The 15,825-nt window shown below is 63.2% G+C and carries 13 protein-coding genes; 11 read left to right on the plus strand and 2 right to left on the minus strand.

The annotated features are described in order from the left end of the window. Window positions 1-25 precede the first annotated feature (25 nt). The 11 genes from RWJ89_RS05975 to fhuB all read left to right on the plus strand — a co-directional run bounded on the left by RWJ89_RS05975 (window position 26) and on the right by fhuB (window position 13,179). On the plus strand, window positions 26-1,561 hold the full coding sequence (locus RWJ89_RS05975; RefSeq protein ID WP_131662071.1) for a sugar ABC transporter ATP-binding protein: 1,536 nt from the start codon (window positions 26-28) through the stop codon (window positions 1,559-1,561). Window positions 1,562-1,570: 9 nt separating this feature from the next. Continuing rightward, on the plus strand, window positions 1,571-2,572 hold the full coding sequence (locus RWJ89_RS05980; RefSeq protein WP_003553868.1) for an ABC transporter permease: 1,002 nt from the start codon (window positions 1,571-1,573) through the stop codon (window positions 2,570-2,572). Continuing rightward, window positions 2,569-3,576, plus strand: a complete 1,008-nt coding sequence (locus RWJ89_RS05985) for an ABC transporter permease (protein WP_025397480.1) — start codon at window positions 2,569-2,571, stop codon at window positions 3,574-3,576. Before RWJ89_RS05980 ends, RWJ89_RS05985 begins: the two co-directional genes overlap by 4 nt. After that, the gene (gene rhaM, locus RWJ89_RS05990) at window positions 3,573-3,893 is read left to right on the plus strand and encodes an L-rhamnose mutarotase (protein WP_132614300.1); all 321 of its coding nucleotides are present in this window, start codon (window positions 3,573-3,575) and stop codon (window positions 3,891-3,893) included. Before RWJ89_RS05985 ends, rhaM begins: the two co-directional genes overlap by 4 nt. Then, window positions 3,890-5,269, plus strand: a complete 1,380-nt coding sequence (locus tag RWJ89_RS05995; protein ID WP_132614302.1) for an FGGY-family carbohydrate kinase — start codon at window positions 3,890-3,892, stop codon at window positions 5,267-5,269. Before rhaM ends, RWJ89_RS05995 begins: the two co-directional genes overlap by 4 nt. Before the next feature lie 80 nt (window positions 5,270-5,349). Then, window positions 5,350-6,108, plus strand: a complete 759-nt coding sequence (locus RWJ89_RS06000) for a fumarylacetoacetate hydrolase family protein (RefSeq protein ID WP_222061374.1) — start codon at window positions 5,350-5,352, stop codon at window positions 6,106-6,108. A gap of 127 nt (window positions 6,109-6,235) precedes the next feature. Then, the gene (locus tag RWJ89_RS06005; protein ID WP_222061372.1) at window positions 6,236-7,120 is read left to right on the plus strand and encodes a helix-turn-helix domain-containing protein; all 885 of its coding nucleotides are present in this window, start codon (window positions 6,236-6,238) and stop codon (window positions 7,118-7,120) included. A gap of 167 nt (window positions 7,121-7,287) precedes the next feature. Beyond that, on the plus strand, window positions 7,288-9,447 hold the full coding sequence (locus RWJ89_RS06010) for a TonB-dependent siderophore receptor (RefSeq protein WP_316030696.1): 2,160 nt from the start codon (window positions 7,288-7,290) through the stop codon (window positions 9,445-9,447). Window positions 9,448-9,539: 92 nt separating this feature from the next. Next, complete coding sequence (locus tag RWJ89_RS06015; RefSeq protein WP_222061368.1) at window positions 9,540-10,319, plus strand: ABC transporter ATP-binding protein; 780 nt, start codon at window positions 9,540-9,542, stop codon at window positions 10,317-10,319. 3 nt (window positions 10,320-10,322) lie between these two features. Beyond that, complete coding sequence (locus RWJ89_RS06020) at window positions 10,323-11,198, plus strand: ABC transporter substrate-binding protein (protein WP_222061366.1); 876 nt, start codon at window positions 10,323-10,325, stop codon at window positions 11,196-11,198. Beyond that, complete coding sequence (gene fhuB, locus RWJ89_RS06025) at window positions 11,191-13,179, plus strand: Fe(3+)-hydroxamate ABC transporter permease FhuB (protein ID WP_168282222.1); 1,989 nt, start codon at window positions 11,191-11,193, stop codon at window positions 13,177-13,179. Before RWJ89_RS06020 ends, fhuB begins: the two co-directional genes overlap by 8 nt. Window positions 13,180-13,213: 34 nt before the next feature. On the opposite strand, the gene mmsB is transcribed toward fhuB, so the two are convergent. Together mmsB and RWJ89_RS06035 are read right to left on the minus strand one after the other, a co-directional pair. Continuing rightward, on the minus strand, window positions 13,214-14,095 hold the full coding sequence (gene mmsB, locus RWJ89_RS06030) for a 3-hydroxyisobutyrate dehydrogenase (protein ID WP_077980139.1): 882 nt from the start codon (window positions 14,093-14,095) through the stop codon (window positions 13,214-13,216). A 9-nt stretch (window positions 14,096-14,104) separates the two neighbouring features. Continuing rightward, window positions 14,105-15,700: a GMC family oxidoreductase gene (locus RWJ89_RS06035; RefSeq protein WP_316030697.1), complete on the minus strand. Its 1,596-nt coding sequence runs from the start codon at window positions 15,698-15,700 to the stop codon at window positions 14,105-14,107. Window positions 15,701-15,825: the final 125 nt, after the last annotated feature.

The following is a 15,825-nucleotide window of genomic DNA, read 5'->3' on the forward strand; positions in this document are numbered from 1 at the left end:
CTCATTCGACACTGGTAGAAGCTCGATGAACGCCGCCTTTCAACAAACCGCCACGGACAGCAAAACCGGTGATGCGCCCGCCATTCTGGAAATGCGCGGCATCTCGCAGATCTTCCCGGGCGTGAAGGCGCTCGACAATGTCAGCATCGCGCTGCATCCCGGCACGGTTACCGCGCTGATCGGCGAAAACGGCGCCGGCAAATCGACGCTCGTCAAGATCCTGACCGGCATCTACAGGCCGAACGAAGGAGAGATCCTCGTCGATGGCCAGCCGGTGACCTTTGCCAGCGCCCAGGCCGCGATCGATGCCGGCGTCACCGCCATCCATCAGGAAACCGTGCTGTTCGACGAGTTGACGGTTGCCGAAAACATTTTCCTCGGCCATGCGCCCCGCACGCGTTTGCGCACCATCGACTGGCAGGCGATGAACAGCCGCGCCAAGGCGCTGCTGACAGCGCTTGAAAGCAATATCGATCCGACAATTCGGCTGAAGGACCTCTCGATCGCGCAGCGCCATCTGGTGGCGATCGCGCGTGCACTGTCGATCGAGGCGCGCATCGTCATCATGGACGAACCGACGGCAGCCCTTTCCCGCAAGGAGATCGACGATCTCTTCCGCATCGTCCGCGGCCTGAAGGAAAAGGGCAAGGCAATCCTCTTCATCAGCCACAAGTTCGACGAAGTGTACGAGATCGCCGACGATTTCGTCGTCTTTCGCGACGGCCGCGCCGTCGGCCAGGGCCGGCTCAAGGAAACGCCGCAGGACGAGATCGTCCGCATGATGGTCGGCCGCGACGTCGAGAACGCTTTTCCGAAGGTCGACGTCGCCATCGGCGGCCCGGTTCTCGAGATCCGCAATTACAGCCATCGCACCGAATTCCGCGACATCTCCTTCACGCTCCGCCAGGGCGAGATTCTCGGCATTTACGGTCTGATCGGCGCCGGGCGTTCGGAACTGTCCCAATCGCTTTTCGGCATCACCAGGCCGCTCTCCGGCACCATGATGCTCGAAGGCCGCGAGATCACCATCCATTCGCCGCAGGATGCGATCCGCGCCGGCATCGTCTATGTGCCGGAAGAGCGCGGCCGCCACGGGCTGGCGCTGCCGATGCCGATCTTCCAGAACATGACGCTGCCTTCGCTTACCCGCACCTCGCGCCGTGGCTTCCTCAGGGCGGCAGAAGAATTCGCGCTCGCCCGCAAATATGCCGAACGGCTGGACCTGCGCGCCGCTGCTCTTTCCGTGCCCGTCGGGACGCTTTCCGGCGGCAACCAGCAGAAGGTCGTCATCGGCAAGTGGCTGGCGACGGCGCCGAAGGTCATCATCCTCGATGAACCGACCAAGGGCATCGACATCGGCTCGAAGGCGGCCGTGCACGGCTTCATCAGCGAACTCGCCGCCGAGGGCCTGTCGATCATCATGGTCTCGTCCGAACTGCCCGAAATCATCGGCATGTCGGACCGCGTCCTGGTGATGAAGGAAGGTCTTTCCGCCGGAATTTTCGACCGCGCCGAGTTGTCGCCGGAAGCGCTGGTGCGCGCCGCCACCGGCAATGCATAAGGTAAGAGCATGGCAAGACTGATCAGAAAACGCGAAACCCTGCTGTTCCTCATCATCGTGGTGATGATCGCGATCTTTTCGACGCGCGCTGCCGATTTCGCAACGCCGGAGAATCTCGCCGGCATTTTCAACGATACCTCCATCCTGATCATCCTGGCGCTGGCGCAGATGACGGTCATCCTGACGAAATCGATCGACCTGTCGGTCGCCGCCAACCTCGCCTTCACCGGCATGGCGATCGCGATGATGAATGCCGCCTATCCCGACCTGCCGCTCGTCGTGCTGATCCTTGCCGCGATCGTCATCGGCGCCTGCCTCGGCGCCATCAACGGCTTTCTCGTCTGGGCGCTCGAAATCCCGCCGATCGTCGTGACACTCGGCACGCTCACCATCTATCGCGGCATGGCCTTCGTGCTGTCGGGCGGAGCGTGGGTCAACGCTCACCAGATGACGCCGGTCTTCCTGTCGGTGCCGCGCACGCCGATCCTCGGCCTGCCGGTTCTCGGCTGGGTGGGCATCGTCATCGTGCTTCTGATGTACGTCCTGCTCAGATACACCCAGTTCGGCCGCTCAGCCTATGCCACCGGCGGCAACCCGACCGCAGCCGTCTATGCCGGCATCGATACGGGCTGGACGAAATTTTTGGCCTTCGTTCTGTCGGGCGCCCTTGCCGGCCTTGCGAGCTATCTCTGGGTGTCGCGTTATGCCGTCGCCTATGTCGATATCGCCAACGGCTTCGAGCTCGACAGCGTTGCGGCCTGCGTCATCGGCGGCATTTCGATTGCCGGCGGCGTCGGCTCGGTCGCCGGCACCGTGCTCGGCGCGCTCTTCCTCGGCGTCATCAAGAATGCGCTGCCGGTGATCGGAATTTCACCCTTCACCCAGATGGCGATCTCAGGAACCGTCATCATCCTCGCTGTCGCCTTCAACGCCAGGCGTGAGCGCAACCGCGGCCGCATCATCCTGCGCGACCGCGCCGCAGCCGAGATCAGAACGGAGGCCGCAGCATGAGCACCGTGTCCACACACGAAAAGCGGGTCATCCCCGACCGCCTTGGCACACCCTTTCGCCGCATTGTCGCGAGCTGGGAAGTGCTGCTCTTTGCCGTCGCCGTGCTGATCTTCATCTTCAATTCGCTCGCCTCGCCCTATTTCCTCGATGCCTGGAACCTTTCGGACGCCACCTTCAACTTCACCGAAAAGGCGATGATTGCCTTCGCCATGGCGCTGCTCGTCATATCGGGTGAGATCGACCTCTCGGTCGCTGCGATCATCGCGCTCGCCTCGACGGCGATGGGCGCGGCTGCGCAGGCCGGCATCGGCACCCCGGGCCTGGTCGCGATCGGCATCGGCACCGGCCTCCTCTGCGGCACCTTCAACGGCGTTCTGGTCTCGGTGCTGAAACTGCCGTCGATCGTCGTCACCATCGGCACGATGAGCCTTTTCCGCGGCATTTCCTATATCGTGCTCGGCGATCAGGCCTATGGCAAATACCCTGCGGATTTCGCCTATTTCGGCCAGGGTTATGTCGTCTGGGTGTTCTCCTTCGAATTCGTGCTGTTCATCGTGCTGGCGATCCTCTTCGCCATCCTGCTGCATGCGACGAATTTCGGCCGGCAGGTCTATGCGATCGGCAACAATGACTTCGCCGCCCGCTTCTCCGGCATTCCGGTCGAACGCGTCAAATTCATCCTCTTCCTGCTGACCGGCGTCATGAGCGGCATCGCCGCCGTCTGCCTGACCTCACGCCTCGGCTCGACCCGGCCGTCGATCGCCCAGGGCTGGGAACTCGAGGTCGTCACCATGGTCGTGCTCGGCGGCATCTCGATCCTCGGCGGTTCCGGCACGATCGTCGGCGTCGTCATCGCCGCCTTCGTCATGGGCCTCGTCACCTTCGGCCTCGGCCTGCTGAACGTGCCCGGCATCGTCATGTCGATCTTCATCGGCCTACTTCTCATCATCACCATCGCCATCCCGATCATCGCCCGCCGCATCAAGGTCATGAGCTCCCGATGACTTTAGAAAAACACGCCTTTAAAATGCACCTCAATCCCGGCATGGAAGCCGAATACCGCAGGCGTCATGACGAGATCTGGCCGGAACTGGTCGATCTCCTGCACAAGTCAGGCGCCAGCGACTATTCCATCCATCTCGACCGCGAGACCAACACGCTGTTCGGCGTGTTGACGCGGCCCGCCGATCATACGATGGCGAGCCTGCCGGAGCATCCCGTCGTGAAAAAATGGTGGGCGCACATGGCCGATATCATGGCGACCAATCCCGATAATTCACCGGTCCAGAGCGACCTGGTCACCGTCTTCCATATGCCATGAACGCTAGCTCCTACCGCCGCATCGCCGTCCTCGATATCGGCAAGACCAATGCCAAGGTCGTCGTGCTCGACAGCGAGACCGGCGCCGAGATCGCCGTGTTGAAACGGCCGAATATCGCGATCAAAACCGGTCTCTATCCGCATTACGACGTAGAGGCTCTCTGGTCCTTTGCGCTCGATGCGCTGAAGAGCCTTGCGCGCGAGCCCGGCTTCGACGCCATTTCGATCACCACCCATGGCGCCTCCGCAGCACTCCTTGCCCGGGACGGCACGCTTGCAATGCCTGTCATCGACTATGAACACGAATATCCGCAGGACATTCGCGACGCCTATGCGCGGCTGCGCCCCTCCTTCGACGAAACCTTCTCGCCGCGCCTTGCCATGGGTCTCAATGTCGGCGCGCAGCTGCACTACCAGAAGACCGCCTTTCCCGAGGAATTCGCCGAGGTGGCGACCATCCTCACCTATGCGCAATATTGGACGGCGCGGCTGACCGGTGTTGCCGCCAATGAGCTGTCTTCGCTCGGCTGCCATACCGACCTCTGGAACCCGAGGGCCGGTAGTTATTCCTCGCTCGTCGACAGGCTCGCCATCCGCGACCTCATGGCGCCGATCCGCTCCGCCTTCGAAGCACTCGGCCCGGTCCTGCCCGACATCGCCGCGGAGCTCGGCCTCACGTCCCCCGTGCCGGTCTATTGCGGCATTCACGATTCCAATGCCTCGCTGCTGCCGCATCTGGTGCATCGGGAGGCACCCTTCGCCGTCGTCTCCACCGGTACATGGGTCATCAATTTCGGCGTCGGCGGCGATCTCGATCATCTCGATCCGAAACGCGATGCGCTCGCCAATGTCGATGCCTATGGCCGCGCCGTCCCCTCTTCCCGTTTCATGGGCGGCCGGGAATTCGAGATCCTTTCGGCCGAGATCGGCCCTGTCGACGAAAAAGCCACCCAGGCGGCAATCGGCCCGGTAATCGGAAAGGGCATGATGCTGCTGCCGAATATCGCCCCCGGTTCAGGACCTTTTCCGGGAAAGGCAAGTCGTTGGATCGGCGCCGAAGAGGCAAGCCGCGAGGAGCGCTCTGCCGCTGCCTGTCTCTATCTCGCCTTGATGACCGATGCCTGCCTCGGACTGATCGGCGCCAAGGGCCCCGTGATCGTCGAAGGGCCTTTTGCGCTGAATGGGACCTATCTCAAGCTGCTCGCCGCCTTGACCGGCCGCGAGGTCATGGCCCTTCCGGGTTCTACCGGCACCAGCCAGGGTGCCGCCCTTCTCACCGGCATCCGGCCGGTATCGGGTGCCGAAACGCATGTTCCGCCGACCGCCATCCCCGGACTGACCGCCTATCGCACCCGCTGGCACGCGGCGATGGAATAGGAGTCTTTCCAAAAGCGGGCCTTGTTCGTCCCTGCCTTCTCGTTAGTGTGGCACCTCGAAAATCAGGTCGAGGAGATAGCATGACAGAGAGATTCGATCCGCGCGCCCTTGTAGCCAGGCTTCACAGCCTGCGACAGGCCGGCCGGCAGGAGGCAACCGACACTTTCGCGCTGCCGGCCGATCTCCATCAGGCGATGGAGGCGCAGAATTTGCTCACTGCTGCAGACCATATTTCGAGCAACGCCTGGAAAGTCACGGTCTCGCCGCAGGGCCAGGCGGTTACCGCTCCACTGTATCCCTATGCCAAAGCCGCCTCGGGTGCTGATATTCCATGGTATCCGGGCCTGAAATTCGAAACCGAGATCGCCGTCCGTCTCGGCGGCGACCTGCCGGTCCGCGCGGGCATTCCCTACAGCCGCGCCGAGGTGGTCGAGGCGATTTCCACTGTTTATCTCGGCGCCGAGCTGCTGGTCAGCGCCGTGAAGGAAAGCGGCAGCGTTTCGTTTCTGCTGTTCGTCGCCGACCGGCTCGGCAATAGCGGCTACGTGCTCGGCCCGGAGGTCGAAAAAAGCGTCGTCGATACCGCCGCCGGCACACCGCTCAAGGTCACCCATGCCGGCCGCACGATCTATGATGGTCCGGCACAGCATCCGAAAGGCGACGTTCTCACCTGGCTCGTCGATTATGCCAATGACGGCGTGCGCCCCGAGACATCGCTAAGGGCCGGTGCGCTGATCACGACGGGTACGTTGAGCGGCGCGATCGAACTGACCGAACCCGGCGAGATCGACATCCTGCTCGGCGACATCAGGCTCAGCTTCTCGGTGTCGAAGGCTTGATTTGACCCTGGTTTTTCCCCGGATTGGCGTCGGATTTGGTAATTGCCATCCGCTTCCGCCTGCGGTAATAAACTTGAGTATAATTTGAAGGTTTAACTCCGACGCATGGCCGGAGGCGGAAATGGAAATGACGTTTCAACCGCGGATGCAGAACAAGATCCAGGGCTTCTCCGTCATCGGCGGCGTGCATCGCCGCCTGTGGAACGGTATCGTCGCCGATGTCTGGGACGTGGAGTGCGCCTCCTATGCTGGCGGCTATTATGTCTCGCGCGACCCGCGGCTGTTCATCATGCTCGACAAGCGGGGACCGGGCAATTCGCGTATCAAGCTCACGCCAAAGGCGCAGGGCACCGTCCAGGACACGGAGATACGGCCGATCTCCTATGTGCCGGCCGGCATGGAAGTCTGGGCGGATCTGACCGACGTTCATTCGGTGCGCCACCTCGACATCCATTTCGACACGGAGACCGTGAGCCGCCGGCTGATGGAGGATATCGATCCGCGCCGTCTCGAAAACCCGCAACTTCTGTTTTCCGATGAGCGGGTGCTGTCGCTGGCACGGCTGGTCGCCGCCGAATGCCTCAATCCGGAGCCGCTGCACGATCTCTATGGCGACGGCCTCGCATTGGCCTTGATCATCGACGTCCTGAAGCTTTCCAAGGCGATACCGCGCAAACGCAGCAAGCTGGCCGGCTGGCAGCTTCGGCGCGCGACCGAATTCATCGAGGAAAATTGCCTGCGCAATATCCGCCTCGAGGAACTCGCCGGCCTCACCGGCCTGTCTCAATCGCATTTCAGCCATGCCTTCAAGGCCTCGACCGGCATCGCTCCGCATCAATGGCAGACCAATGCCCGGCTCGACAGGGCCAAGCGGCTGCTTGTCGAAAGCGAAAATGCGTTGACCGCAATCGCCGCCGAAACCGGCTTTGCCGATCAGGCGCATTTTACCCGCGTCTTCCGCAAGCATGTCGGCATCACCCCGGCGAGCTGGAAGAAGGCACAAGTTGCCTGATTGCAACGCTTGGCGGGCAATTGTTTGCAACGCGGAGAATTGCCCAAAAACGTTCAATTTTCCCCGATCGCGACAATCCACCCCGGTAAAACTGAGTTAATCACTCATCTTATTCAGGGCTTCGCCGCACGCTATGCATCGCGCGGCACGAGTGGGGTATAGGACATATGCGCGGGCAGACCAGGGGTCTCAATTTCAAGGTAATGCTTTTGGCAGGCGCCGCGGTCGCCGGCCTGATGGCGGGCTCCGCCGCGGCACAGGAAGCGAATTCGACTGAGCTCACGCCGATCGTGATCCAGGGCGGTGGTGACACCGCCACCAGTCCGGTCAAAGGCTATGTCGCCAAGAACTCCTCCACCGGCTCGAAGAGCGACACCCCGCTCAACGAAATTCCGCAATCCGTCTCCGTCATCGGCACGGAGGAAATGGACGATCGCGGCATCACCAACAAGATCGACGAGGTGCTGCTTTATACGCCTGGCGTCACCGCGCAGCCCTTTGGCGGCGACGGCGATACGGATTGGTTCTACATTCGCGGCTTCGACGCCGGCCAGACCGGCGTCTTCTTCGATAATCTGACGCTTTTCAGCTATGGCTTCGGCGGCTTCCAGCTCGATCCCTTCATGCTGGAGCGCGTCGAGGTGCTGAAGGGCCCGGCCTCCGTGCTTTACGGCGGAGCAAACCCCGGCGGCATCGTCAATCTCGTCCGCAAGCGCCCGCTCGACGAACCGCTCTTCTATACCGAGATCGGCATCAACAGCAACGGCAACGCCTTCACCGGCTTCGATGTCTCCGACAAGGTCGGCTCCATTGGAACGATGAGTTATCGCATCACCGGCAAGGTTGCCGGCGGCGACAATTATTCGGATTTTTCCGAGGATCTGCGCGGCTTCATCATGCCGCAGCTCACCATTTCGCCGGATGACAGCACGAGCCTCACGGTCTGGGGTTACCTCGCCGGGCTCGACCAGGTGCATACCGGCAACGGCTTCTTCCCCTATGTCGGCACCGTCGAGGATGCGCCTTTCGGCAAGATCGACCGCGACGCTTTCTATGGCGAGCCCGACATCGACAATGGCAGCTATGTGCAGAAGATGATCGGTTACGAATTCGAGCATGAATTCGACAATGGCATCAGGTTCTCACAGAATGCGCGCTACGGCCATCTCGATAAGCATGAGATCGGCCCCTATCTGAACGGCTGGGTCGGCGGCGTGCCGACGGGTCCGGACTACCAGCTGGCGCGCATCGGCTTCGAAGGCCGCTCGGGGGTCGATAGCTTCTCGATCGACAACCGGCTCGAAGGCGAGACCGAAATCGGCGGCGCCACGCATAATCTTCTCGTCGGGCTCGACTACACCTATTACCGCCTGGAAAATTGGCAGGCCTGCTGCGGCTCCAATTCGATCAGCGCGACTGATCCCATCTATGGCACGACACAGGGCGCCAATTTCGTCTATGCGGACGGGGTGGTGACCAAGAACCAGATCGGTGTCTACGCCCAGGATCGGATCCATTTCGGCGATGGCTGGCTGCTGACGCTCAACGGCCGCTACGACTATGTCGATATCAACCAGGAGGCCGTAATCGGCACGACCTACAGCACCAACGACAGCGCGCTCAGCGGCCGTATCGGCCTTGCCTACGAATTCGACAACGGCCTGACGCCCTATGTCAGCGCCGCGACTTTCTTCAACCCGCTCGTCGGCACCGGTGTTTCCGGCGCGTTGAAGCCGGAAGAGGGCGAGCAGTTCGAAGGCGGCATCAAGTATGAGCCGGCCTTCATCGACGGCTCGCTGACGGCCTCGGTCTTCCACATCACCAAGCGCAACAACACGGTGACCAATCCGCTGACCTTCGCCCAGAGCCAGCTCGGCGAGGTGGTTTCGCGCGGCGCCGAACTCGAAGGCAAGGTCAATATCAACGAGAACTGGAAGGTTCTCGCATCGCTCGCCTATACCGACATGGAGGTGATGGAGAACGACGCCAATCCGGCGCTGGTCGGCAATTCACCCTATATCGTCCCGAAGGTGACCGCCTCTCTCTGGATCGACTACACGCTGACGACAGGGGCTTTCGAGGGCATGAGCTTTGGCGCCGGCGTCCGCCATCAGGGCTGGTCCTGGGCCGATGAGGCCAATACCGAGAAGGTGCCGGCCGCAACCATCTTCGACGCTGCGATCCGCTACGAGAAGGAAAATTGGGGGGCCTCGCTCAATGTCGCGAACCTCTTCGACAAGGAATATGTCAAGGGTTGCGGCGGGCTGACCGTCTGCGGTTACGGCGATGCCCGCACCGTCACCTTCAAGCTCAGCAGAAAGTGGTAAGTTGACAATCTGAGTTTAGTTTTGCAGGAACCTGTGGGGAAAGGGAGGGCCTGCCCTCCCGAACCCGTTGCGGCGCCGAACTGGAGCAGACTATGCCTTCGCCTTTCCTTGCCCTGTCGGCGATAGATTATGCCATCGGGCCGAAATCCATCCTGTCCGACATCGACCTGACGCTTGAGCGCGGCCGCATTTACGGACTGGTGGGGCCGAACGGGTCCGGCAAGAGCACTCTTTTGAAGATCATCGCCCGCCAGGTCGGGCCGAAATCCGGCGCCATCTCCTTCGACGGCAGGCCGGCGGGTGACTGGGGCAGCCGGGCCTTTGCCCGGCACGTCGCCTACATGCCGCAATTCACGCCGGCGACCGACGGGATGACCGTGCGGGAACTTGTGGCGCTCGGCCGTTTTCCCTGGCACGGCACGCTTGGCCGCTTCACCGCGACGGATCGCAACATGGTCGAGGAGGCGATCGTCCGCACCGAGCTCGAGGATTTTGCCGATCGTCTCGTCGCCAGCATGTCCGGCGGCGAACGCCAGCGCGCCTGGATCGCCATGATGCTCGCCCAGGACGCCCGCTGCCTGCTGCTCGACGAGCCGACGTCGGCGCTCGACCTCGCCCATCAGGCCAGCGTGCTCTCGCTGGTCAAGGAACTCAGCCATGGACGCGGGCTGACCGTCATCATCGTGCTGCACGATATCAACCTCGCCGCGCGCTATTGCGACGCGATCATCGCGCTCAACCGCGGCCGGATCACTGCCGAGGGCACGCCCTCCGAGATCATGCAGGCCGACACGCTGCAGTCGATCTTCGGCGTCGGCATGGGCGTCTTCCCGCATCCGGTTCGAAACGAGCCGGTCAGCTATCTGTTGTAGGCAATGGCGTATTTCTCCCGCAGACAGTTTCTGGCCGGTGCGGCGGCCTCGCTCTCCGTCCCCGCGTATTCGCGGGCGGCGGAGAGCGTGCGCGTCGCAACGCTCGACTGGGCGCTGCTCGAAACCCTGCTGGCGATCGGGGGGAATGTCGTTGCGGCAACGGAACTGCGCCAATTCCGCGAGGTGGCGATCACGCCTGACGTGCCGGCCACGACCGCCGATCTCGGTCTGCGCGGCACGCCGAATTTCGAGGTGCTGCGGTTTGCACGCCCGGACCTGATCTTCAACTCGAACTTCTATGCCTGGGCAGACGAACGTATGCGCGGGGTCGCGCCTGTGGAAAGCCATGCGATCTACAAACCCGGCGAAAGCCCCTTCGCGCTCGCCGAACAGGCCACACTTGCAATCGGCGAGCGCCTGCAGCTTGCCACTGCCAGACAGTTGACCGAAGAGCTTGCAGCCAGGCTCGACCGTTACCGGGCTCTCCTTGCCGCCGGCGACGGGCGCTCGGTGATCCCGATCAATCTTGGCGATGCCAGGCATTTTCGCGTCTTCGGCTCCGACAGCATGTTCGGCGAGGTGCTGAAACGCGTCGGCCTCACCAATGCCTGGCAGGCTCAGACCAGCTACTCGGCCGCCGCTCCCGTCGGCATCGAGATATTGGCATCGATGCCTGACGCCTGGATCGTGATGATCCCGCCACACCCGGCCGATGCGCTCGCCACGCTCGCGACCAGCAGCTTCTGGAATGCGTTGCCGGCCGTGCGCGAAAAACGCGTGCTGATGCTCGGCTCGATCAATCCCTATGGCGCACTGCCGGCGGCCGGCCGCTTTGCCGATCTTCTGGCGGAGGGGCTTCAACATGCATGGAATGGTTAGCCGCGCCAAGCCCGTAGGAAGCGCGGGCACGCCCGTCTTCGCGATATTACTGCCCGTACTTTGCATTGCGGCCTTCGCACTCCTCATCGTAACGCGTCCTGAGGTTCCGCAGGGCGATGCCGACGCAGCCATGCTGAACGGGGTGCTGCTCTGGAACAGCATCATGCCCCGCGCCATGCTGGCACTGATCGCGGGCGCGGCACTCGGCCTTTCCGGTACATTGCTGCAGCGCGTCCTGCGCAATCCGATCGCCGATGCTTCCACGCTCGGCATTGCCTCCGGGGCGGAACTGGCAATGACGGCGGCCATGGGCTTCTCGCCCCTGCTCATCGGATTTTCGCTTGAGATGGCCGCCTTCGGCGGCGGTCTCGCGGCTGTCGCCATCGTGCTGGCTTTGAGCTGGCGGCGCGGGCTCGATCCGCTGACCGTGGCACTCTCCGGCCTGATCGTCAGCCTCATCGCCTCGGCCCTCAGCGTCACGCTGATCCTTTCGCGCGGCGAATATGCCATGTCGATCTATATCTGGGGCGCCGGTTCGCTCAGTCAGCAGGATTGGAACGGTGCGCTCTCGCTCGGGCCCAGGCTTATCCTCGGCTTTGCCGCCGCTCTACTCCTGGTACGGCCACTCCGCATCCTTGCCCTCGACGACAGCGGCGCCAGGAGCCTCGGCCTTGCCCTGCATTCGACCCGCCTGGCGATCGTCGCGCTCGCCGTCTGGCTTGCCGCCTCGGTGATATCAGAGGTCGGCGTGATCGGCTTCATCGGGCTCGCAGCACCCGCGATCGCAAGGCTTGCCGGCGCGCGCAGCACCGGCAAACTGATGCTGACAGCGCCGCTGATGGGCGCCGGTCTGCTGTTCCTGACCGATTGCCTCACCCAGATCCTCGGCCCCGGCTTTACCGACCTTGCCCCGACGGGAGCCGCGACCGCCCTGCTCGGCGGTCCCTTATTGCTCTGCCTGCTGCCCAGCGTGCACTCCGTTTCCGCCGTTGCCGCCCAGTCGACCGCAGCGCTGAACAGGCTCACCAAGCCGCTTCTGGCCCTTGGCGCGCTCTTTACTTCCTTCGCCCTGATCTTTGCCGTCGTCCTCACCCTCGGCCCTGCCGAGGACGGCTGGCATATCGCGACCGGCTCGCTCTTGACCGATCTCCTGCCCTTCCGACTGCCGCGAACGATTGTGGCAGCCGGGGCCGGAGCCATGCTGGCGGCAGCCGGCTTCATCATGCAACGCGTCACCGGCAATCCGATCGCCAGCCCCGAAGTGCTGGGCGTCAGCAGCGGTGCCGGTGCGGGTCTGACCGTGGCGCTCTTCCTCTTCGGCTTCCCCTCGCCCATCATCATGCTGCTTGCCATGGCGCTCGGCGCGCTGGCCGCCTTCCTTGCGATGATCGCCATATCAGCCCGCGCCCAATTCTCGCCGGAACGCATGCTGCTAGCCGGCGTCGGCATCGGCGCCTTCGCCATGGCGATCGTCACCATGGTGCTCGCCCAAGGCGATATGCGCGGCTATATCCTGCTGACATGGCTTTCCGGCTCGACCAACCGCGCCGGCGCCTTCGAAGCCTGGACGGCCATCGTCTCGCTCGTCGTGCTGACAGCACCCTTGCCCTTCCTCAGCCGCTGGCTGACGATCCTGCCGCTTGGCGCCGGGCCCAGCCGTGCCATCGGCCTTCATGTCGGGGCAAGCCGACTGGCGCTTGCCGTCCTCGCCGCGCTAATGACGGCGATCGCCTCCTTCCTTGTCGGACCACTCAGCCTCACCGGTCTCATTGCGCCGCATCTTGCCCGCCTTGCCGGCTTTCGCGCCCCGGGCCACCAGCTGGCGGCGAGCCTTCTCTTCGGCGCCGGCGTGCTGATGGCGGCGGACTGGCTGTCGCGCGTCGTCATCTACCCCTACCAGGTGCCGGTCGGCCTCTTCGCGGCGCTGATCGGCGGCCCCTATCTAATCTGGCTGCTTTCGCGAAAGGAGGTTCAGCAATGATGGCTGAGCGGTTCACGGCGCGCTGCGGTGCTGCTTACGCCTTCTCGCGGAACATCTCGATGATGGCGGAAAAGTCCCTTCCGCCATGTCCTAGTTTGTCGAAGAGCGCATAAAGCTGCGCTGCTTCCGCGCCAAGTGGCGTGGAGGCGCCGCTCGCTAGCGCCGCTTCCTGTGAAAGCCTCAAATCCTTCAGCATCAGTGCCGCGGCAAAACCCGGCTTGTAGTCGTTGTTCGCCGGCGAGGTCGGCACCGGTCCGGGCACCGGGCAATAGGTATTGATCGACCAGCACTGGCCCGACGAGGTCGAGGCGACGTCGAACAGCGCCTGATGCGAGAGGCCGAGCTTTTCGGCAAGCACGAAGGCTTCGCAGACGCCCACCATCGAGATGCCTAGTATCATGTTGTTGCAGATCTTCGCCGCCTGGCCGGCGCCGGCCTCGCCGCAATGGACAATCTTCTTTCCCATGGCCTCGAGGATTGGTTTTGCCTTGGCGAAGGCGTCTTCCGAGCCGCCGGCCATGAAGGTCAGCGTGCCCGCGGTCGCCCCGCCCGTGCCGCCGGAGACGGGAGCGTCGAGCGACAGGCAGCTTGCGGCCTTGGCCATCTCATGCGCTTTGCGGCTGCTTTCGACATCGATGGTCGAACAATCGATGACCAGCGTGCCTTGCGCGGCGGACTGCAGGATATCGGTCCAGGCCGTCAGCACGTGTCTGCCTTGCGGCAGCATGGTGATGATGATCTCCGCATCCTTGACCGCCTGGCTGGCATGGCTTGCCGGCTTGACGCCCCTCTCCTCGGCGGCCTTCAGTACCGAAGCCGCCAGATCGAAGCCGAGGACCTCGTGACCTGATTTGACCAGATTGGCCGCCATCGGCCCACCCATGTTGCCGAGGCCGATGAATGCGATCCTTGCCATGGTCTTCTCCTATCGATTGTCTTCGAGGATCATCGCTGCCGCCTTTTCGGCGATCATGATGGTCGGCGAATTGGTGTTGCCCGAGGTGATCGACGGCATCACCGAGGCGTCGGCGATCCTCAGCTTGCCGAGCGCCCGGAGCCTCAGCCTGGGATCGACGACGCTGTCCCTGTCGGCGCCCATGCGGCAGGTGCCGACGGGATGGAAGATCGTCGTGCCGATCTCACCCGCCGCCCGCTCCAGATCGGCCTCCGTCTGATAGGCAGGCCCTGGCTTGAATTCCTCCGGCCTGAAACGGGCAAACGAAGGCTGCGCGACGATCTTGCGCGTCAACCGTATTGAACGGACAGCTATGTCACGATCGCGCTGCGTCGAGAGGTATTTCGGGCTGATCGTCGGCTGGGCGGCAAAATCCGGGCTGGACAGGTGGACCGAACCGCGGCTTTCGGGCCTCAGATTGCAGACGCTCGCGGTGATTGCCGGGAAAGGATGGACGGGATCGCCGAACTTCTCCAGCGAGACCGGCTGCACATGATATTGCAGATCTGGCGTTTCCCGGTCCGGGCCCGATCGGGTGAAGATGCCGAGCTGGCTCGGCGCCATCGCCATCGGCCCGGAGCGGCGGACGAGATATTCGAGCCCGATCGCCGCCTTGCCGATCAGCTTCGTCGCCTTCTCGTTCAGCGTCGGAACCCCCGTCACCTTGTAGGCCAGACGCAGCTGCAGATGGTCCTGCAGGTTCTCGCCGACACCCTTGACCTCGGTGACGACATCGACGCCCGCCTGTCTGAGAACCTCCCCCCTGCCGATGCCCGACAGTTCGAGGATATGCGGCGAGCCGATAGAACCGGCTGAAAGGATGGTTTCTTTGGCGGCATAGGCGCGTTTTGCCACGCCACGATGCTGGAACTCGACGCCGGCAACGGCGCCTTCCTCCACCAGCAGCCGCCGGACCTGCGCCTTGGTGAGCACGGTCAGGTTGGAGCGCCTCATCGCCGGGCGCAGGAAGGCCTTCGAGGTATTCCAGCGAATGCCGGAGCGCTGGTTGACGTCGAAATAGCCGGAGCCCTCGTTGCTGCCGCGGTTGAAATCCGCGGTTTCCGGAATGCCGGCTTCTCTGGCCGCCTGCTGGAAGGCATCGAGCACCGCCCAGCGCACACGCGCTTTCTCGATGCGCCATTCGCCGCCGGCACCATGCATCTCGTCTTCGCCGCGATAAAAGTCCTCCGACTTGCGGAAGTGGGGCAGAACATCGTCCCAGCCCCAGCCGCTGCAGCCCATCTGCCGCCAGAGGTCGTAATCGCGCGCCTGGCCGCGCATGTAGATCATGCCGTTGATCGACGAACAGCCGCCGAGCACCTTGCCGCGCGGATAGCTCAGCGCCCGGCCGTTCAATCCCGCTTCCGGCGCCGTGGTGAAGCACCAGTCGGTACGCGGATTGTTGATGCAATAGAGATAACCAACCGGAATATGGATCCAGTGATAGTTGTCGCTGCCGCCGGCTTCGAGCAGCAGCACCCGGCTCCGGCCATCGGCAGACAGCCGGTTGGCGAGCACGCAGCCGGCGCTGCCTGCCCCGATGATGATGTAGTCGTAACGATCCATGCCCCGCACGAGACTCCAGATGCTTGCCGCTTCCCCCTCCCCGCAGCACGGGGAGAGGAAGAGTCGCAGCGCCGCCGCCCGTCTCTTTTCCCGGAAAAGAGGGTTCCTTCCGGGGAGAGAGGTCC

The sequence above is a fragment of the Rhizobium sp. 10PS4 genome, from assembly GCF_032464805.1.
Lineage (GTDB): Bacteria > Pseudomonadota > Alphaproteobacteria > Rhizobiales > Rhizobiaceae > Rhizobium > Rhizobium laguerreae.